The organism is Thermus scotoductus DSM 8553, from assembly GCF_000381045.1.
Lineage (GTDB): Bacteria > Deinococcota > Deinococci > Deinococcales > Thermaceae > Thermus > Thermus scotoductus.
In genome coordinates this window covers 1-19,430 of sequence record NZ_KB905758.1, presented here as the reverse complement: position 1 = coordinate 19,430, position 19,430 = coordinate 1, and the positions used below count along the sequence as shown (strand labels likewise).

Here is a 19,430-nt window from a genome sequence, read left to right as displayed (position 1 = left end):
CAAAGTTCCCCGTGGACCTTGAAACTTGGAGTAGGGGGTTCCATCGGGTAGTCCGATGGGTAAAACTCCAAACGAACACCCGTGGCAGAGCCAGAAGCATTGCGCTCGCCTGCCGATACGGAGTCAAGGTCTTTCTGGGCCTGGACGGGGCTTTCGGGGGAGACCCCGCGTGCTTTCCCGCAGGGAAACACCCCGAGAAGCCCCGGACTTTAGTCCGGGGAGTCGTCACGATGGAAAGGTGCTCTTCCTCTTCGTGGACGGCCTGGGCCTGGGGGAGGCCTTGGAGGACCTTTTCCCCCTTCTTTTGGAGCTTTCCCCCAGGGCCCTGGACGCCACCTTGGGGGTGGAGGGCCTGCCCCAGTCGGGCACGGGCCAGACCACGCTCCTCACCGGAGTCAACGCCGCCAGGCTCCTAGGCCACCACCAGGGGCCTTTCCCGAGCCCCAGGCTCAGGCCCCTTCTCCGGCAAAGCCTTTACGCCTGGGCTAAGGAAGCCGGCCTCAGGGTCCTCCACGCCAACGCCTACCGCCCGGAATACCTGAAGCGGGCTACGGAGGGAAGAAGGCTTCTTCTTTCCGCCTTCGCCCAGGCTGCCCTCTTGGCGGGGCTTCCCCTTTTGCCCCTGGGCCACCCAGAGGCCCTTTCCCCGGGGTTTTGGGAGGATCCCTATAAAGCAGGTGCCCAGGCGGCGACCCTGACCCGGGCCTTTGACCTGGTGGTCCTGGAGTACTGGGCCCTGGACCTGGCTGCCCACCGCCATCCGGATACCCTTCCCGAGCGCTTCCGCGAGCTCTCCCTGTTCCTGAAGGGCTTCCTGGAGGAAGGGGGCACCCTCCTCCTCACCTCCGACCACGGGAATGCCGAGGAGCCCTGGCACCCCAAGCACACCCGAAACCCCGTACCCCTGGTGTATACCGGGAAAACCCCCTTCTGGCCGCAGGACCTCGTGGGGGTGTTTTCCTGGCTGCAAGTGATTATCACTTCTAAACTTACAAAATCCGACCGGAATACTTGACTTTAATCCCCCCTTGGGGTAAAGTCCCCAGGCAGAGGGCGCCCTCGCCCCGGGGAACCCCCTGGGGAAGCAGGAAGGAGGCAAGATGCAGCTTAGAAGGTTCATACCCCTGATCGGCCTTGCGGCTTTAGGACTAGTCTTCGCCCAGCAGCAGACCCTAACCCTCTACTCCGGGCGGGGGCAGAGCCTGGTGGAACCCTTGGTGAAGCAGTTCCAGGCGGAAACGGGTATCCGGGTCCAGGTGCGCTACGGCACCGACGCCCAGATCCTGGCGGCCCTGCAGGAGGAAGGAAGCCGTTCCCCGGCGGATGTCTTCTGGGCCAACACCGCGGGCGCCCTGGGCCAGGCGGCCAGCAAAGGCCTCTTAAGGCCTCTGGGGGACACCCTCCTTAGGCAACCCGTAGCCTTCGTGCCCGCCTCCAAGGCCTGGGTGCCGGTGACCCTGCGCCTGAGGGTGCTGGCCTATAACCCCCAGAAGCTTAAGCCGGAAGAGCTTCCCGCAAGCATCCTGGACCTCCCCCGCTTCGCCCAGGAAAAGGGCCTGGTGGGCAGGGTGGGCTGGACCCCCACCTACTCCAGCTTCCAGGACATGGTGGCGGGGATGATCGCCCTCTACGGGGAAGGCAGGACCCGGGAATGGCTTTCCGCCATGAAGGCCCTAAACCCCAAGAGCTACGCCTCCAACCCCGCCATGCTGGACGCCATCCGCGCCGGGGAGATCGACCTCGGCTCCACCAACCATTACTACGTGGTGCGCTTCCGCCGGGCCGGGTACAACCTGGGGCTCCACTACTTTAAGGATGGGGACGTGGGCAACCTGGCCTTGGTCACGGGAGCGGGCATCCTCAAGAGCTCCAAGAACCTGGTGGCCGCAAACCGCTTCCTCACCTACCTGCTCTCCCCCAAGGGGCAGCAGTACTTCGCGGGCACCGTGGGGGAATACCCCTTGGTCAAGGGAGTGGTGGCCGATGCCCACCTCCTGCCCCTCGAGGAGGCCCTGGCGAAAAGCCCCAAGCTGGACTTTGAGAAGCTCCCCCTGGACCAGGCCCTTAAGCTCCTTCGGGAGCTGGGTATCCTCTAATCCCACCCCACCTTGGCTTGGGCCAAGGTGGGGGCCCCGGGACGGAGGAGCCCAAGGGGACGCCAACGGGATCTAAGATGACCAGCGCAAGAAGGCTCCACCAACTTCCCGGGCTCCTGCCCTTCCTGGTGCCCGCTCTCCTCACGGGGGGCGGGGTGGCCCTTCCCCTCCTCTACCTAGCCTTAAGGGCCCTCGAGGCCGATCCCGAAACCCTTCGGGATATCCTCCTTCGCCCCAAGAACCTGGAGCTGGTGAAGAACACCCTTTCCCTCCTCCTCGGGGTCCTCCTTTTCACCACCCTCATCGCCCTGCCCCTGGCCTTCCTCACCACTCGCACCGACCTCAAGGGGAAGCGCCTCTTCTCCATCCTCCTCACCCTGCCCCTGGCCATCCCCGGCTACGTGGGAGCCTACGTGATCCTTTCGGCCACGGGGCCCGGGGGGGTCCTCCCCCTGCCGCGCCTCGAGGGGTACTGGGGAGCGCTTTTGGTCCTCTCCCTCATCACCTACCCCTACCTCTTTCTGGGTTTGCGGGCTGCTTTTTTGGGGCTGGACCCCAGCTTGGAGGAAGCCGCCCGAACCCTTGGGGTGGGACCCTTAAGGACCTTTTTCCAAGTGGTCTTTCCGCAACTCCTCCCCGCCCTCCTTTCGGGTTACCTGGTGGTGGGCCTCCACGTCCTGGGGGATTTCGGCACCGTGAGCCTCCTTCGCTACGAAACCTTCTCCTACGCCATTTACCTTCAGTACAGCGCCGCCTTTGACCGGGTGTACGCCGCCTGGCTGGCCCTTTTCCTCCTCCTCTTTACCGGAGGGCTTCTCCTTTTGGAAGGCGCCTTCCTCCGCCGCCTTAGCCTGGCCCGCACGGGAAAGGGTAGCGGGAAAAAGGCCAGGTCCGTGCGCCTGGGCAGGTTCACCCCCTGGGCTTACCTCCTACTCCTCCTCCCCGTCCTCCTGGCCCTGGTCCTCCCCCTCTATGCCCTTTTCCACCTGGCAAGCCGCTTTCCCCGGGAACACCTCACCGGGCTTTGGGAAGCCCTCTCCCACTCCGCCATGGCCGCCATCCCCGCCTCCTTTCTGGCGGTGGGCATGGCCCTGCCCATCGCCTACCTGGCGGTGCGCTACCCCTCGCCGGCCTCCCGCTTCCTGGAAAGGCTGGGCTATCTGGGCTACACCGTTCCCCCTTTGGCCTTTGCCCTGGCCTGGATCTTCTTCAGCCTGAAAAGCCTTCCCTTCCTCTACGGCACCCTGCCCCTCCTCATCCTGGTTTTGGCCTTCCACTTCCTGGCCGAGGGCCTGGGGCCGGTGCGGGGAGCCCTTTACCAGGTGCCAAGGCGCCTCGAGGAGGCAGCCAGGACCCTGGGGGACACCCCGGCGCGGGCCTTCTTCCGCGTCACCTTTCCCCTCCTCTGGCGGGGAGCGGTGGCGGGAGGGGCCTTGGCCTTCATCGGGGCGGTGAAGGAGCTTCCCATCACCCTCCTCCTCGCCCCCATGGGGTACAGCACCCTTTCCACCCGGGTTTTCGGCTACACTCAGGAAGCCATGTTCGCCGAGGCCGCCCCCTTTGCCCTAGCCATCGCCCTCCTCTCGGCGGCCTTTGTGGGGGTGTTGCTTTGGAGCGAGCGCCGCTTCTAATCCTGGAAGGCATCGTCAAGCGCTTCGGGGAGCACGAGGTGCTTAAGGGAATCGACCTCGAGGTCTACCCCGGGGAGATCCTGGCCCTTTTGGGGCCTTCCGGCTGCGGCAAGACCACCCTCTTGAGGGTGGTGGCCGGGTTGGAGAGCCCGGATAGGGGGCGGATCTTCCTGGAGGGCAGGGAGATCACCCTCCTGCCCCCGGAAAAGCGGGGCATCGGCTTCGTCTTCCAGGACTACGCCCTCTTCCCCCACCTCACCGCCTTGGGCAATGTGGCCTTTGGACTTAAGGGGAAGGACCGCCTGGAGAGGGCCAAAAGGGCCCTGGAGCGGGTGGGCATGACCCTTTTCCAGGACCGCAGGCCGGGCGAGCTTTCCGGGGGGCAGCAGCAGCGCATCGCCCTGGCCCGGGCCCTGGCCCCGGGGCCGAAGCTGGTCCTCCTGGACGAGCCCTTTTCCAGCCTGGACGCCAGCCTCAAGGCCAGCACCCGGGAGGAGGTGCGGAAAATCCTCAAGGAAACGGGTACCACCGCCCTCCTGGTCACCCACGACCAGGAGGAGGCCCTTTCCTTCGCCGACCGCCTGGGGGTGATGCGGGGAGGAAGGCTAGAGCAGGTGGGTACCCCCGAGGAGGTCTACCTAAGGCCCAAGACCCCCTTCGTGGCCCAGTTTCTGGGGCGCACCAACCTGCTTCCGGGGGAGGGATTCGGCCGGTATGCGGAGACCTGCCTAGGCCCCGTGCCCCTGGCGGAGCCCGCCCACGGACCCCTTCTCCTCTCCCTGCGCCCCGAGGCCCTAAGGCTTCTTCCCCCCGAGACTCCGGAGGGTGCCCTGGGACAGGTGCTGGCCCGGGAGTTCAAGGGGCACGACCTCACCTACCGGGTGCGCCTCCTCTCCCCGGAGAAGGAGATTCTGGTGCAGGAAGGTCCGGAAAGCCCTTTCCGGGAGGGAGACCGGGTGCGGCTAAAGGTGGTGGGGAAAGGGGTGGCCCTCGAGGGGCATCCCTCCAAGGCCCCGGTGGGTGCGGATTAAGCTGGGCCCGTGCGCCGCATCCTGATCCTCACGGAGTACGACGGCACCCATTTCGCCGGGCTTCAGCGCCAGCGAACAGGCCTTCGCACCGTGCAAGGGGAGCTGGAAAGGGTCTTGCCGGGAATCGGGGCCCTGCCCAAGGCGGTGGCCGCAGGCCGCACGGACGCTGGGGTACACGCCTTGGCCATGCCCTTCCACTTTGACCTGGGAAGCCGCATCCCCACGGAGAAGATTCCCCAGGCCCTAAACCGGCTTTTGCCTGAGGACCTCAAGGTGGTGGCGGCCCGGGAGGTGGCCCCGGACTTCCACGCCCGCAAGGATGCCCTCTGGCGGGCCTACCGCTACCGGATCCTCCTAAGGCCCCACCCCTCCCCCCTCCTCCGCCACCGGGCCCTTTGGCTACGCCATCCCCTGGACCTCGCCGCCATCCGGGAGGCCCTCTCCTTCCTACCGGGCCGGCACAACTTCCTGGGCTTCGCCAAGGAGGAGGTGCGGGCAGGGGAAAGGGAGCTTTACGAAGCCCGCATGGAGGAGGTGGAAGGGGAAGCAGGTAGGGAGCTTCGCTTCTACTTCCGGGGCCAGAGCTTTCTGAGGGGCCAGGTGCGGGGGATGGTGGGAACCCTCCTCGAGGTGGGCCTGGGCAAGCGCTCCCCGGAGAGCATCCGGCTCATCCTGCAAACCCAGGACCGGGGCCAAGCGGGCCCCTCGGCACCACCCCAGGGGTTATATTTCCTCGAGGCCGCCTATCCCCCGGAAAAGCTATCCCCTCGGTAGACCGGGGGCCCCACCCTGGCTTTGCCAGGGTGGGGTGGCATCAGAGACGGCTCCTTGGGTCCAAAGCATCCCGAAGCCCATCCCCCAGGTAGTTAAAGGCCAAGACGGTGATGAAGATCATGAACCCCGGGGGCAGGGCCAGCCAGGGTGCGGTGAAGATGTACTCCTGGGCGTTGGTGAGCATGTTGCCCCAGGTGGCCACCGGAGGCTGGATGCCAAAGCCCAGGAAGGAAAGCGCCGCCTCGGTGAGGATGGCCCCGCCGATCTGCAAGGTGGCCTGCACGATGAGGGGCGCCAAAGTGTTTGGCACCAGGTGCCGGAACATGATGCGGGCGTCGCTGGCCCCCAAGGCCTGGGCGGCCGTGGCGTAATCCTGCTCCCTTAGGGAAAGGATGTTCCCCCGCACCAGCCGGGCCGTGCCCAGCCAGCCGAAGAGCACCAGGATGGTGATGATGATGAAAACGCTGGCCGCATCGCCGAAGACTCCCTGGGCCCACTGCCCCACCTTCACCCCGGGGTCGCGCAACAAGGCGGAAAGCACAAGAAGAAGGGGAAGGGTGGGGATGGTGAGCATGAAATCAATGAGGCGGCTTATGACGATATCCAGATCCAAGCGGATCTGTCCTTTAAGCCCATACCATGCCGCCCAGAGCACCAGGGCCAAGACCAGGCCAAAGCCCAGGTAACTCCCCACGCTTCCCGTCTGGATTCCATCCTCAGCCAAGGCCCAGGCGATGGAAAGGGCCAGGTACAAGACCCCGTAGTAGAGGAACCAGGAGAACACCCGCCACAGGGCAAAGCTCCAGGGATAAAACCCTTCCCGCTCCCGCCTTAAAGGCCCCAGGTAGAATCGCAAGGGCCGGCCCGAGAAGTACCCCGCCAGGGTACCCATGATGGTACCCAGGATCACGCTGGAAAAGGCCACGGCAAAGCCCACCAAGAGGGAGATGCGGGAACCGTAGATGATGCGGGAAAGCACATCGCGCCCCAGGTCATCGGTGCCCAGAAGGTGCTCCCGGGAAGGAGGGTTGAAATAGTACTGGCCTACGTCCTCCCCCGTAGGCTGGGCCGTGGGATCGTAAGGGGCAATCCAAGGGGCAAAAATGGCCATCAGAATCAGGAAAATGATAACCACCAACCCAGCCATGGCCATCTTGTGCCGCCGTAAGCGGCGCCAGAAAAGGCCGAAGAAGGTCCGGGGCTTGGCTTTAGTTGGGTGCGCTTGTGTTGCCATGATGCACCTCTAGCTGTAGCGGATGCGGGGGTCCACCACCGCATAGGCCAGGTCCGCCAGCAGGTTGAAAAGCGCCGTCATCAAGGCCAAAAAGGCCAAAGCCGCCATGGCCACGTTGTAGTCCTTCTCCACCAGGGCGTCAAAGATGGCCCGCCCCATGCCGGGATAGCTGAAAATGGTCTCGGTGATGGTGGCCCCGCCCAATACCCCGGGAATGGCCAGACCCACCAGGGTCACGATGGGGATAAGGGCGTTCCTGAGGGCGTGCTTGTAGAGCACCACCCGCTCCGAAAGCCCCTTGGCCCGGGCGGTGCGGATGTAGTCCTGGGAAAGCACCTCCAGCAAGGAAGCCCGCATGAACCGGGTCCACTCCGCCATCTGCAAGGAGGAAAGGGCGATGACCGGCAGGATGAGGTGCCAGGCCCATTGCCCCAGGAAGTACCAAAAGCTTATCGCCCCCGAGCGCACATCCTCCCAGAGCACCCCGGGCACCCCCCCGGTGGGGAAACGGGGGAAGCCCGGGATGTGGTCGGGTAACCAGATGGCGAAAAGGTAGAGGAGCAGGATACCCAGGAAGAAGACAGGCATGGAAAACCCCACGAAGGAGAAAAAGGTGATGACGTAATCCGCCAGGGAGTACTGGCGCACGGCGGAGAAGATGCCCACGGGGATGGCCACCAGGAGGGCCAGGGTAAGGGCAAGCCCCGAGAGGAGGAGGGTCTTGGGCAAGCGCTGGACGAAGATGTACTCCGCCGCAGGGATGCCGTAGGTACGGCTATAACCGAGGTCCCCCCGCACCGCCCGGGAAAGCCACTTGAAGTAGCGGATGTGGAGGGGCTGGTCCAGGCCGTAAGCCCGCTTCAAGGCCTCAAACTGCTCGGCGGTCATGCGGGGATTCTGCCGCTTGAGCTCCTCCAAGGGATCCCCCGGCTGCAGGGCCAGCAGGGCGTAGATCACCACGCTGGCGGCAAGGAGCAAGGGGATCATCTGTAAAAGCCTGCGCACCGTGTAGGCAAACACCTTTGTACCTCCTGTTTTTTAGCCTCCAAATAGCCTATCGGCCGACCAAAAAGCCCGCTGGGCAGAAAGCCCAGCGGGCCCTACTATACCACCTCAGGTTACTTGACGGAAAGAGCGTACTTCGCCTGGTCCCACTTCTTCACGGCGCCACGGCTTTCCCAGCCGATCTCCCAAGCGTTCCAGCCGGGGTGACCGTAGCCGCCCGCGTAAGCGCTGGCCACGTAGTTGACCAGGCCCTTGCGCACCACGTAGGGGTTGGCCCGGAAGTAGAGGGGCAGGGCGGGAAGCTCCTGCGCCCAGATCTCCTGGGCCCTCCAGAAGAGCTGCTTCCGCCTGGCCTCGTCAAACTCCAGGACACCCTGGCTCGTCAGACGGTCAAACTCGTCGTTGCGCCAGCCGCCGATGTTCTGCCCCTGGTAGTTGTTCTCCTTGGTGGGCACCATGATGGCCCCGGTGTTCAGGTTCTTGTACTGGAAGAGGGAGCCATCCTCGGCCAGGTTGGAAACCCAAGCGAACTCAAACAGCCCGGTCCACTTGCACTCGCTGGCCCGCTGGATGTACTCGTCGGAGAAGACCACGGCCGAGGGGGCGTTATTGATCTTGACGGCGATGCCGATCTTCTTCAGGTCCTCGGCGAAGAACTGCTGGGTGCGCTCGCGGATGGCGTTGCCCGCGGTGGTGACGAACTCAATCTCAAAGCGCACGGTGCGGCCACCCACGGTGCGCTGGAGGATGCCATCCGGCCCCTTCCTCCAGCCCATCTCCGCCAAGAGCGCCTCCGCCTTCTTCAGGTCAAACTCGTACTTCCGCACATTGGGGTTGAAGAGGGGGTTGACGGGGGCGATCCAGGTGTGGGCCACGGGCTGGAGGCCGTCAAAGAAGGCTTTGACCAACCCTTCGCGGTTCAGAGCGTGGAGGAGGGCCCGACGGGTGCGGACATCGTTTAGGCCAAGATCGCGTACCGTCTGACAGTTTTCAAACTTATTGATGTCAATGTGCTCCCAGATGGCCCCGGGCACAAACCAGATGTCAAAGCGGCCAGGGGCCCGGGAGGTCAGCTGACGGCTACGGCCCTGATCAAAGGTGAGGGAAACGCTGGAGGTGGCGTCAATGGAGCCACCGATCACCGCCACCAGGAGGGAGTTGGTGTTCTGGATGAAGCGGTAGACCACCTTCTGCACGTACTTGCTCTCCCCACCCTCCGGCTTGATGGGGAAGTTGGGGTTCCGCTCCATCTCGATGGAGTTCCCCGGCACCCAGCGCTTCAACTTGAAGGCGCCCGAGTAGACCATGGCCCCCCGGTTCAAGGCCTGGGGAGTGGAGAACTTGAGGAAGAAGTTGCGGTAGAGCTCATTGAGCTTCTCCGCGTCCTTGTCGGGGTCCAGGCCCCGGGCCGCCGCCTTCACCTTCTCCCACTCGGGCCCCATGATGTGCTTGGGAGCGTAGCCGATGGGGGAGCCGTAGGTGTCGTAGTAGTAGGCCGGTTCAAAGATCACGGTGAAGTTGCGGGCGTCCCTGACCCGGAGGTTCACCCGCTCCCAGTAGTCCGGGTTGAGCACCGGCATCCCCTTGGCCTTCCCCACCTCAAAGTAGAACTGCACGTCCTCGGTGGTGATGGGCCTGCCGTCGGACCAGCGGGCATCGGGCCGGATGGTGAGGTCCATCTCCAGCCGCTTCTTGCCCCCGCCGATGTCCGTCACCCGCAAACGCCCGTTTTGCCGGGTGGGCACCTCGGTGGCCAGCACGGGGAAGTTCTGGCTATCGGCGTTGAAGCCGATAAAGGGCGCAAAGAGATAGCCTTCTATCTCTCTCTTGATGGACTGGTTGGAGATGATGCTTAGGAAGTCCCCCGCCAGAACCCGGGGCTCCTGCGAAGCCCCTATGACCAGGCTGTTGTCCTGGGGCCCCGCCAGGGCCAAGCCCAGGGCGGCTAAACCGACTACAGCCAGCTTGCCTACTTTTCTCATACGGCCTCCTTTCGTGGTCGTGGCACTATCCTTAGTGGCCGAGGCTATTATACGGCGCCTCCCATGAAGGTCAATGGGAAAAAGGTTAAAGGGGCCCAGGATCTGGGCCCCCAAAAGGCGCTCAAAAGAGGCAATTAGTGGCCGCAGGTGCGGGCCTCGCCTTCCTGGTCCTTGGTGCGGAAGGAGTGGCCGCAACCGCAGGTACTGGCGGCATTGGGGTTATGGACGGTAAAGCCCCCGCCCATGAGGCTTTCCACCCAGTCGATCTCCGAGCCCACCAGGTAGGGCAGGGACATGGGGTCCACCACCAAGCGCACCCCGTGCATCTCCACGAGGGTATCCCCCTCGAGCTCCCTCTCGTCCACGGCCATGCCGTACTGGAAGCCCGAGCACCCGCCGGACTTGATGTAGACCCGGATGGCCGCATGCTCCTTGCCATACCGGGCCAGGATCTCCTTAGCCTTCTCCGCCGCCAAGGGGGTAATGCGGATGACCGCCTCCTGCGTCTCGACCATCTTCCAAACCTCCCTATCCCCTACCGTAGCACGTCAGGGGTACGAAAAGGTGAGGTGGGTTCCAAGGGCTAGGATAAAGGCATGGACCTAGCGCGCATACAGGAGGCGCTTGCAGGGGAGAAGCTGGATGGCTGGCTCCTCCTCTCCTTTGGCAAAAGCAACCCCCTGGCCCTCGAGGTGCTCTCCCTAAGCCCGCTTCACCTCACCCGCCGCTTCGCCTACCTCATCCCTAAGGAAGGGGAGCCCACCCTCCTCTGCCACGCTATTGAGGAAAGCCTCTTTCCCTCCCTTCCAGGAGAACGGCGCACCTACCACACCTGGCAAGGATACGTGGGAACCCTTGGGGAACTTTTGCAGAGCAGGAGGCGCATCGCCCTGGAGTACGTGCCGGGAGGGCTTATCCCCTACCTGTCCCGGGTGGACGGGGGCAGTTTGGACCTTTTAAGGGGAATGGGCCTCGAGCTCACCTCCTCCTGGCCCTTGCTTCTCCTCTTCCAGACCTGGGGGGAGGAGAAGCTCAAAAGCCACCGCCGGGCAGCCGAGGGCCTGGTGGCCGCCAAGGACCGGGCCTTAGCCTTCCTGCGCCAAAACCCTGGGTCCACGGAACAGGCGGTACAGGCCATATTGATCCAGGCCCTGGAGGAACGGGGCCTGGTCTTTGACCACCCCCCCATGGTGGCCTTCGGCCGGAACGCCGCCAACCCCCACCATGCGCCCACGGAAAAGGTCCTCGAGGAGGGAGAAGTGGTGCTCTTGGACCTTTGGGCTAAGGAAAAAGGAGGGGTCTACGCCGACATCACCTGGATGGCCGGCCTAAGGCCTCCCGAGGCTGCCCACCAAGCCTTCCAGGCGGTGGTAAGGGCCCGGGATGAGGCCATCCGCTTCGTGGCCGAGGCCTACCAAAAAGGGCGCTACCCCAAGGGCTTCGAGGTGGACCGGGTGGCCCGGGGCCTTTTGGAAGGGGAGGGCTACGGCGCCTACCTCTGCCACCGCACCGGGCACAACCTGGGGGAGGAGGTCCACGGCTCAGGTCCCCACCTGGATGACCTGGAAACCCACGACTTCCGCCCCTTGGTGCCGGGCCTCGCCTTCACCGTGGAGCCCGGGCTTTACCTGCCTGGCTTCGGGGTGCGCACCGAGGTGAACGTCTACCTGCACCCCACGGGTCCGGAGGTCACCACTCCCTTGCAGGAAGCCCTTACCCTCCTTTAAGTAGCCCCTTCGGGGCCGACTTGGGCATACCCCTCTCCCGTGGTATCTTGGGGAACGGCATGGACCGCCCCCTCCTGATCTTCTCCGGTCAGTCCAACAAACCCCTGGCCCAAGCCATCGCCGATGCCCTGGGGCTTCCCTTGGGCAAAAGCACCACCCAGCGCTTCGCCAACGACAACCTCTTCGTGCGCTTTGAGGAAAGCCTAAGGGAAGGAGACGTCTTCATCGTCCAGTCCCTGACCCCTCCGGTGCAGGACCACCTCATGGAACTCCTCATGATGGTGGACGCCGCCAAGGGAGCCAGCGCCGCCCGGGTCACCGCGGTCATCCCCTACTTCTCCTACGCCCGTAGCGACAAGAAGGACGCCCCCAGGATCTCCATCGCCGCCCGGCTCATCGCCGACCTCCTCCAGACCGCCGGGGCCGACCGGGTCCTCACCATGACCCTGCACTCCCCGCAGGTCCACGGCTTCTTCAAGGTGCCCGTGGACCACCTTTCCGCCGAACCGGTCATCGCCAACCACTTCGCCACCCGGGTGGACCTGGAAAATGCCGTGGTGGTGGCTCCGGATGCCGGCAACCTTAAGAGGGCCAGCTCCCTGGCCCGGCGCCTCCGCCTGCCCCTGGCCTTCATCGACAAGGAGCGGGTATCCGACACCGAGGTGCGGGTGCGGATGCTGGTGGGGGAGGTGAGGGGGAAAACCGCCTTGATCGTGGACGACGAGATCTCCACCGCCGGAAGCCTGGTGGAGGCAGTAGAAGCCCTCCTGCAAGCTGGGGCCAGGGAAGTCTACGCCGCCGCCACCCACGGGGTCTATGTGGGCCCGGCCCTGGAGCGCATCGCCCAAAGCCCGGTGAAGGAGGTGGCCGCCACCGACACCTGCCCTCCCAAGGAGGGGCCCAAGCTCAAGACCCTCCCCGTGGCCCCCATCTTCGCCGAGGCCATCTGGCGCATCCACCGGGGAGAGTCGGTGTCCAGCCTGTTCACCTGAGGGTAGCGGCATGCGGAAAGAGGTCTTCACCCTGGCAGGGCAAAGCGTGCTGGCCCACATCCCCGAGCGCCCGAGGGCCCTCCTCCTGGCCCTCCACGGGCTTCAGGGCTCGAGGGAGCACATCCTTTCCCTCCTCCCGGGGTATGTGGAAAGGGGCTTCCTCCTCCTGGCCTTTGACGCCCCCCGGCACGGGAAACGGGAGGGCCCACCCCCTTCCTCCAAAAGCCCCAGGTATGTGGAGGAGGTGTACCAGGTGGCCCTGGCCTTCGCCGAGGAAGGGAGGGAAGTGGCCCAGGAGGCCAGGGGGCGCTTCGGCCTACCCCTTTTCCTGGCGGGGGGGAGCCTGGGAGCCTTTGTGGTGCATTTGCTTCTCTCCCAGGGGTTCCGGGCGGAAGGGGCCCTGGCCTTCATCGGAAGCGGCTTCCCCATGAAGCTCCCCCAAGGGCAGGAAATACGGGACGAAAGGGTTCTGGCCCTTTACCAGACCCCACCCGCCCTCAAGGGGGAAGCCTATGGGGGCGTGCCCCTTTTGCACCTCCACGGCACCAAGGACCTCATCGTACCCTTAAGCCGCATGGAGAAGACGGTGGAGGCCTTGAGGCCCCACTACCCCGAAGGCCGCTTAGCCTGGTTTGTGGAGGAAGGAGCCGGGCACACCATCACCCCCTTGATGGCCCGGATGGGGCTGGCCTTTTTGGAGGCCTGGCTTGATCCTGGAAGGCCTTAAGGGATATAGGGGCTACCCTGGGGGCTTCAAGGCCTACGCTAAAGCCTTCCCCACGGTGGAGCTTTCCTGGTGGCACCGGGTGGGGGACAGGAGGACCATAAGCCGCTTGAGGACCCTGGCCCCGGCGGGATTCCGCTTCAGCGTCTTTGGCCACAAGCACTTTTCCTTCCAACCCTCAGGGGAGGAGAGGCGTACTTTAAGGCGTTTCTTAAGGCGGTTTGGGCTATTCGGCGAGAAAAGGGGGGCAGTGCGGATTGCAGTCCCCCAGGATGTAGACCCCACCCAACTGGTCCGCTGGCTGGACCTTTTGGAGGAAGTCTTGAAAGAAGTGGGCCCGGTACCCCTTGCCTTTCAAGCCGAGGAAGCCTTGCATCCCCTTCTCAAAGAACGGGGCTATGCCCTGGTAAACCAAACGAGAGGCCCTTTCCTCTACTTAGTGGACCCGGGGGAAATCCCTAGGGAAGGCGAGGGGTACCTTTACCGGAGCCCCATCTCTTCCCAAGCCGCCCCTTCCGCCCTACACTCAAGGGCGGAGGTTGAACGGGATTGAAAACCGCCAGGCGCTTTTCCCCCAAGGAAGCTGAGGAGATCTACCTGGTGCCCTACTGGGGGGCGGGGTTCTTCCGGGTAGGGCGGGACGGGGAGCTGGAGGTAACCCCCTTGGGTCCGGAAGGACCCTCCGCCTCCCTTCTGGAGATCGTGGAGGCCCTTAGGGACGAGGGGCGGCCCCTGCCCCTGGTGCTCCGCTTCCCCCAGATCCTCGAGGCCCGGGTGCGAGAGCTGAACGAGGCCTTTCGCAGGGCCATGGAGAAGTACGGCTACCACGGGGGCTACCGCGGGGTCTACCCCGTGAAGGTGAACCAGCGCCGGCTGGTGCTGGAAACCGTGGCCAAGGCGGGGAGGCCCTACCACTATGGCCTCGAGGCGGGAAGCAAGGCCGAGCTGGCCCTAATCCTGGCCCAGGACCTTTCCCCGGAATCCCTCATCACCACCAACGGCTTCAAGGACGACGACTTCATCCGCCTGGCCCTAATGGGAAGGAAGCTTTCCCGAAACGTGGTCATCACCCTGGAGAAGTTCGCCGAGCTTTCCCGGGTGATCCGCATTTCCAAGGAGCTGGGCGTGCGGCCCAGCCTGGGCATCCGCTACAAGCTGAAGGCCAAGGGAGCAGGGCAGTGGGAAGCCAGCGGCGGGGAAAACGCCAAGTTCGGCCTCACCACCCCGGAGATCATCCGGGCGGTGGAGATCCTGAAGGAAGAAGACCTCCTGGACACCCTGGTCATGATCCACGCCCACATCGGCAGCCAGGTGACGGATATCCGCAAGATCAAGGCGGCGGTGCGGGAGGCAGCCCAGACCTATGTGCAGCTCCGGAAGCTGGGGGCTCCCCTCCAGTACCTGAACCTGGGCGGGGGCCTGGCCGTGGACTACGACGGCTCCAAGACCAACTTCTACGCCTCCGCCAACTACACCCTCCCCGAGTACGCCGAGGACCTGGTCTACGTGACCAAGGAGGTGGTGGAGGCCCAAGGGGAGCCCCATCCCACCCTGGTGACGGAGTCGGGCCGGGCGGTGACCGCGTATCATGAGGTCCTGGTCCTCGAGGTCATCGACGTGATCACCCCCCCGGGGGAGACCCGGCCTGCTCCCCCGCCCGCGGAGGCCCACCCTCTGGTCAAGGAGCTTTGGGAGAGCCTGGAAAACCTCTCCCCCAAGAACTTCCGCGAGGTCTACCACGACGCCTTCGCCGACAAGGAAACCCTGCAGACCCTTTACGACCTGGGGCTCGTATCCCTGCGGGACCGCGCCCTGGCGGAGGAGATCTTCTACCACATCGCCCGGCGGGTCTACGCCATCGCCCAGGACCTTCCCTACGCCCCCGATGAGTTTGAGGATCTGGAGAAGCTCTTGGCCGACAAGCTGGTCTGCAACTTTTCCATTTTCCAAAGCCTTCCCGACGCCTGGGCCATCCACCAGCTCTTCCCCATCGTCCCCCTAAGCCGCCTTAACGAGCCCCCCACCCGCCAGGCTACCCTGGTGGACATCTCCTGCGATTCCGATGGCAAGATAGACCGCTTCATCGACCTGCACGATGTGCGCCAGAGCCTGCCCGTCCACCCCATCCGCCCGGGGGAGGACTACTACCTGGGCGTCTTCCTGGTGGGGGCTTATCAGGACGTGCTGGGAAGCAACCACAACCTCTTCGGCCAGGTGGGGGAAGCCCACGTGGCGGTGGACGAAGAGGGCTTCGCCATAGAACGCTTCGTCCCCGGGGAAACCGCGGAAGACGTCATCGAGAAAATGGGCTTCACCGCCCGGGAGCTTTTCCAGGGGGTGGAGCGCTTGGTGCGGCAAAGCCGCCTCTCCCCCGTGGAGAAAGGCGCCTTTTTGGAGCGGTACATGCGCGAGCTTCGCGGTTACACCTATCTGGAGGACTGAAGGCCCGTTAAGGGTCCGTTAAGGGGGGTAGGGTCATCCTGGGGGCATGGCCCAGGCAGGAAACCCCTATACTGGAGGTGACGACTCCCCGGACTAAAGTCCGGGGCTTCTCGGGATTGCTCCCGAAGGCCCCGTCCGGGCCCAGAAAGACCTTGACTCCGTATCGGCAGGCGAGCGCAATGCTTCTGGCTCTGCCACGGGTGTTCGTTTGGAGTTTTACCCATCGGACTACCCGATGGAACCCCCTACTCCAAGTTTCAAGGTCCACGGGGAACTTTGTCCCCAAGAACATTGTACCAAATCCGTGTCCACCTGTGGTGGACGTGGGGGAGTCCATGTATCCCCGGTTTGAAAACCGGGGGATTATAGCTCCCCCACACCCCCACTTTTCTCTAACTTGTACCCTACCCTCGAGCTCCTGGATCCCTTGCATCCCTTAAGGCGCAGGATGGCCTTATGGCTCCTGCCTCTCGGGGCCCTTCTGGCCCTGGTGGCCTTTGCCGCCTCGAGGGCCGCGGAGCTGGACCCCGTGGACCGCTTCCTCCTGCCCTTTCTGGCCCTGGGCTTTTCTCTTTTGGCCATAATCCTCTGGCGCTTTCCCCGTACCAGCTCCTGGGTTCTGCCCTTGGCCCATTTCCTGGTGGTCGGCTACCTCCTCACCACCTTGGCCTACCAGCTTCTCATCAGACCCAACCCCATGGGCCTCTCCCCCGCCGCCTACTGGGTTCCTTTCGTGTATTTTAGCAGTTTCCTCTTTTTTCAAACGCGACAGGCCGTGCGCCTTGCGCTTCTCTATCTGCTTGCCCTCTTTCTCCTTTCCCTGCTGGGGAGCTTTCGCGGCCACTTCCATGCGGAACACCTCAACGCTTTAGCCCAGTTCTTCGGGGCCAACCTGGCCTATGTGGGCCTCCTCTACATGCTGGTGCGGGTCAGGGAGGGCTACCTCGAGGCCCGGCTGGATGCCTACACCGACCCCCTCACCGGGCTCAGGAACCGGCGCTACCTGGATCTCGTCTTGGAAAGAGAGCTCTTCCGCGTCCAGCGCTACCGCCGGCCCCTATCCCTTTTGGTTCTGGATCTGGACAACTTCAAGCGGATCAACGATACCCACGGCCACCCGGTGGGGGACCGGGTGCTCAAAAGCCTCACCCGTTGCCTGGAAGACCACCTCCGGCAAAGCGACCGGGCCGTGCGCCTCGGGGGGGAGGAGTTCGCCGTCCTCCTTGCGGAAACCCCATTGGCCCAGGCGGTGCGCCTGGCGGGGCGCTTGCGCCAGGCGGTGGCCGCTTTAAGGATTCCCCCGGTGGAAGGGCTTTCCGTCAGCATTGGCGTGGCCCAGGCCCACCCGGAGGACTCCCCCCTTTCCCTCCTCAAACGGGCCGACGAAGCCCTTTACCAAGCCAAACGCCGCGGGAAAAACCGGGTGGAGGTGGGTTAAACCCACCCCTCCCCACCGGGGCCCCAGGGTGGGGTGGCCTTAGAGACCTGCTTCCCGCCTCAGGGCCTCCACCCGGTCGGTTTCCTCCCAGGGGAAGCCTGCGCGGCCGAAGTGGCCGTAGGCACTGGTGGGGGTGTAGATGGGCCTCAGGAGGTCCAGCTCCTCGATGATGGCCAAGGGCCTGGGGTCAAAGACCCGCTTCACGATCTCCGTGAGCTTTTCATCGGGCAAGGTCCCGGTGCCGAAGGTTTCCACCCGCAAGGAAACGGGCCTGGCCTTGCCGATGGCGTAGGCCAGCTCCACCAAGGCCCGCCGCGCCAGCCCTGCCGCCACCAGGTTCTTGGCCATGTAGCGGGCGTAGTAGCTGGCGGAACGGTCCACCTTGGTGGGATCCTTGCCGCTGAAGGCTCCGCCTCCGTGGGGCACCGCCCCCCCGTAGGTGTCCACGATGATCTTGCGCCCGGTAAGCCCGGTGTCCGCATGGGGCCCCCCCAGGATGAACCGGCCCGAGGGGTTGATGAGGTACTCCGTTTCCCCTTCCTTCAGGTACTCAGAAGGGATGGCCTGGCGCACCACCTCCCGGATCAGGTCCTCCCGAAGCTGGTCCTGCTCCACCTCCGGGGAGTGCTGGGCGGATACCACCACCGTTTTCACATAAAGGGGCCTGTCCCCCTCGTAGACCACGGTCACCTGGGCCTTGCCGTCGGGGCGAAGGTAGGGAAGAAGCCCCGTCTTCCGCACCTCCGCCAGGCGCATGGTGAGGCGGTGGGCCAGGGTGATGGGAAGCGGCATGAGCTCCGGGGTTTCGTCGGTGGCGTAGCCGAACATGAGGCCCTGATCCCCTGCGCCCACCCGGTCCAGGGGGTCGGTGGACTTGAGCGCCCGCCATTCATAGGAAAGGTTAACCCCACCGGCGATGTCCGGGGACTGCTCGTCGATGGCGGTGAGAACCGCACAGGTGTCGGCGTCAAAGCCGTACTTGGCCCGGGTGTAGCCCACCTCCCTAACCGTCTTGCGCACCAGGCCGGGGATATCCACATACCCCTCGGTGGTGATCTCCCCCGCCACGAACACCAGCCCCGTGGTAACCAGGGTTTCCGCCGCCACCCGGGATTTCTTATCCTGGGCGATAAGAGCATCCAGGATGGCGTCGGAGATCCGGTCCGCCAGCTTATCCGGGTGCCCTTCCGTGACCGACTCGGACGTGACCAGCCGCAACTCCGTACCTCCTTCGCCCCCCATCGGGGCAACCCTGATAGTATAGCACCCCCCCTTTTCCGTCCAGGGTATGATGGCGTCTCGTGAAGGACCCTAGGCGACCCATCGGCGTCTTTGACTCAGGGGTGGGCGGGCTTACGGTGCTCTCCGCCTTGCGCCGAGCCCTGCCCCAGGAGGACTTTTTCTATTTCGGCGACACCGCCCGGGTACCCTACGGGAGCAAGCCCCTTTCCATGGTGCGGCGCTTTGCCTGGGAGATCGCGGGGTTTTTGCTGCGGCAAGGGGTCAAGGCCATCGTGGTCGCCTGCAACACCGCAAGCTCCGCGGCCCTTCCCGATCTGGCTGAGGATCTTTCGGTGCCCGTCTTCGGGGTGCTGGAACCCGTGGCCAAGGCCGCACGAGGGTACGGCAAGGTGGGCCTCATCGGCACCCAGGCCACGGTGCAAAGCCGGGCCTACGAACGCTATGTGGAGGTGTCCTGGGCTAAGGCCTGCCCCCTCTTCGTGCCCTTGGTGGAGGAAGGGCTTTGGGATGACCCCGTGGCCCTCTTGGTGGCCCGGCACTACCTGGAGGACGCGCCCCAGGACCTCGAGGCCCTGATCCTGGGCTGCACCCACTACCCCTTCCTTAAGGGTACCCTGGCCAGGGTCCTCCCGGGGGTGCGGCTACTTGACTCCGCAGAGGCCACGGCGGAGGAGGTGGCTAGGACCCTAAGGAGGGAGGGCCTTTTGAACCCGGAAGGCCAAGGCCGGGTGGTACACTTGGTCACCGGGGACCCGGAGAGTTACCGGAACCTGGCGGAGCGCCTGGGGGTAAGGGTGGAGGAGCTAAAGCAGGTGAGTCTGGAGGAGCTGTGATGCCCAAAAAGCCCCTGATAGACCAGCTTCACCACGAGGACGCCTGGCGGCTTTTCCGCATCCTGGCGGAGTTCGTGGAGGGGTTTGAAACCCTTTCGGAGATAGAGGTGCCCTTGGTTTCCGTCTTCGGCTCGGCCCGCTTTGGGGAGGGCCATCCGGCCTATGCCCTGGGGTACCGCTTGGGAAGGGCATTAGCGGAAGCAGGCTTCGGCGTGGTGACGGGAGGCGGCCCCGGGGTGATGGAGGCGGTGAACCGGGGGGCCTTTGAGGCGGGCGGGG

18 protein-coding genes are annotated in these 19,430 nt (G+C 64.5%); 13 read left to right on the top strand and 5 right to left on the bottom strand.

Annotated features, from left to right (window positions below; all coding sequences use genetic code 11):
* Positions 1 to 238 precede the first annotated feature (238 nt).
* From F604_RS0109365 to truA, 5 genes are all read left to right on the top strand, one after another.
* Entirely contained in the window at positions 239 to 1,015 is a 777-nt protein-coding gene (locus F604_RS0109365) for an alkaline phosphatase family protein (RefSeq protein WP_019551437.1), read from the top strand.
* Positions 1,016 to 1,100: 85 nt separating this feature from the next.
* Entirely contained in the window at positions 1,101 to 2,096 is a 996-nt protein-coding gene (locus tag F604_RS0109360; protein ID WP_019551436.1) for an iron ABC transporter substrate-binding protein, read from the top strand.
* A gap of 77 nt (positions 2,097 to 2,173) precedes the next feature.
* On the top strand, positions 2,174 to 3,727 hold the full coding sequence (locus F604_RS0109355; protein WP_019551435.1) for an ABC transporter permease: 1,554 nt from the start codon (positions 2,174 to 2,176) through the stop codon (positions 3,725 to 3,727).
* Positions 3,706 to 4,758, top strand: a complete 1,053-nt coding sequence (locus tag F604_RS0109350) for an ABC transporter ATP-binding protein (RefSeq protein WP_019551434.1) — start codon at positions 3,706 to 3,708, stop codon at positions 4,756 to 4,758. The genes F604_RS0109355 and F604_RS0109350 overlap by 22 nt, the downstream gene beginning before the upstream one ends.
* 9 nt (positions 4,759 to 4,767) lie before the next feature.
* The gene (gene truA, locus F604_RS0109345) at positions 4,768 to 5,532 is read left to right on the top strand and encodes a tRNA pseudouridine(38-40) synthase TruA (protein ID WP_019551433.1); all 765 of its coding nucleotides are present in this window, start codon (positions 4,768 to 4,770) and stop codon (positions 5,530 to 5,532) included.
* Positions 5,533 to 5,572: 40 nt separating this feature from the next.
* Here truA and F604_RS0109340 read toward each other — a convergent pair whose 3' ends face one another.
* The 4 genes from F604_RS0109340 to erpA all read right to left on the bottom strand — a co-directional run bounded on the left by F604_RS0109340 (position 5,573) and on the right by erpA (position 10,268).
* Complete coding sequence (locus F604_RS0109340) at positions 5,573 to 6,766, bottom strand: ABC transporter permease (protein ID WP_019551432.1); 1,194 nt, start codon at positions 6,764 to 6,766, stop codon at positions 5,573 to 5,575.
* A gap of 9 nt (positions 6,767 to 6,775) precedes the next feature.
* Positions 6,776 to 7,786, bottom strand: coding sequence for an ABC transporter permease (locus tag F604_RS0109335; protein WP_019551431.1), 1,011 nt, complete (start codon positions 7,784 to 7,786; stop codon positions 6,776 to 6,778).
* A 98-nt stretch (positions 7,787 to 7,884) separates the two neighbouring features.
* A complete protein-coding gene (locus F604_RS0109330; protein WP_019551430.1) occupies positions 7,885 to 9,753 on the bottom strand; it encodes a peptide ABC transporter substrate-binding protein in 1,869 nt (622 codons plus the stop codon).
* 134 nt (positions 9,754 to 9,887) lie between these two features.
* A complete protein-coding gene (erpA, locus tag F604_RS0109325; RefSeq protein ID WP_015718186.1) occupies positions 9,888 to 10,268 on the bottom strand; it encodes an iron-sulfur cluster insertion protein ErpA in 381 nt (126 codons plus the stop codon).
* An 81-nt stretch (positions 10,269 to 10,349) separates the two neighbouring features.
* On the opposite strand from erpA, the gene F604_RS0109320 reads away from it, so the two are divergent.
* The 6 genes from F604_RS0109320 (at position 10,350) to F604_RS0109295 (ending at position 17,076) form a co-directional block, all read left to right on the top strand.
* Positions 10,350 to 11,480: a M24 family metallopeptidase gene (locus F604_RS0109320; protein ID WP_019551429.1), complete on the top strand. Its 1,131-nt coding sequence runs from the start codon at positions 10,350 to 10,352 to the stop codon at positions 11,478 to 11,480.
* Between the two features lie 59 nt (positions 11,481 to 11,539).
* Positions 11,540 to 12,472 (top strand): ribose-phosphate diphosphokinase, encoded by a 933-nt coding sequence (locus F604_RS0109315; RefSeq protein WP_019551428.1) that lies wholly within the window; start codon positions 11,540 to 11,542, stop codon positions 12,470 to 12,472.
* Between the two features lie 10 nt (positions 12,473 to 12,482).
* Entirely contained in the window at positions 12,483 to 13,199 is a 717-nt protein-coding gene (locus F604_RS0109310) for an alpha/beta hydrolase (RefSeq protein ID WP_019551427.1), read from the top strand.
* The gene (locus tag F604_RS0109305; RefSeq protein ID WP_019551426.1) at positions 13,180 to 13,749 is read left to right on the top strand and encodes a DUF72 domain-containing protein; all 570 of its coding nucleotides are present in this window, start codon (positions 13,180 to 13,182) and stop codon (positions 13,747 to 13,749) included. Before F604_RS0109310 ends, F604_RS0109305 begins: the two co-directional genes overlap by 20 nt.
* Positions 13,746 to 15,638, top strand: coding sequence for a biosynthetic arginine decarboxylase (gene speA, locus F604_RS0109300; protein WP_019551425.1), 1,893 nt, complete (start codon positions 13,746 to 13,748; stop codon positions 15,636 to 15,638). Before F604_RS0109305 ends, speA begins: the two co-directional genes overlap by 4 nt.
* Positions 15,639 to 16,086: 448 nt before the next feature.
* Positions 16,087 to 17,076, top strand: coding sequence for a GGDEF domain-containing protein (locus F604_RS0109295; protein ID WP_248644165.1), 990 nt, complete (start codon positions 16,087 to 16,089; stop codon positions 17,074 to 17,076).
* A 39-nt stretch (positions 17,077 to 17,115) separates the two neighbouring features.
* On the opposite strand, the gene metK is transcribed toward F604_RS0109295, so the two are convergent.
* Entirely contained in the window at positions 17,116 to 18,318 is a 1,203-nt protein-coding gene (gene metK / locus F604_RS0109290) for a methionine adenosyltransferase (protein ID WP_019551423.1), read from the bottom strand.
* Positions 18,319 to 18,377: 59 nt separating this feature from the next.
* Between metK and murI the strand changes: the two genes are divergently transcribed.
* Both murI and F604_RS0109280 read left to right on the top strand, forming a co-directional pair.
* The gene (gene murI, locus F604_RS0109285; RefSeq protein ID WP_019551422.1) at positions 18,378 to 19,151 is read left to right on the top strand and encodes a glutamate racemase; all 774 of its coding nucleotides are present in this window, start codon (positions 18,378 to 18,380) and stop codon (positions 19,149 to 19,151) included.
* A partial coding sequence (locus tag F604_RS0109280) for an SLOG cluster 4 domain-containing protein (protein WP_019551421.1) occupies positions 19,151 to 19,430 on the top strand: 280 nt, incomplete at its 3' end. The genes murI and F604_RS0109280, both read left to right, overlap by 1 nt.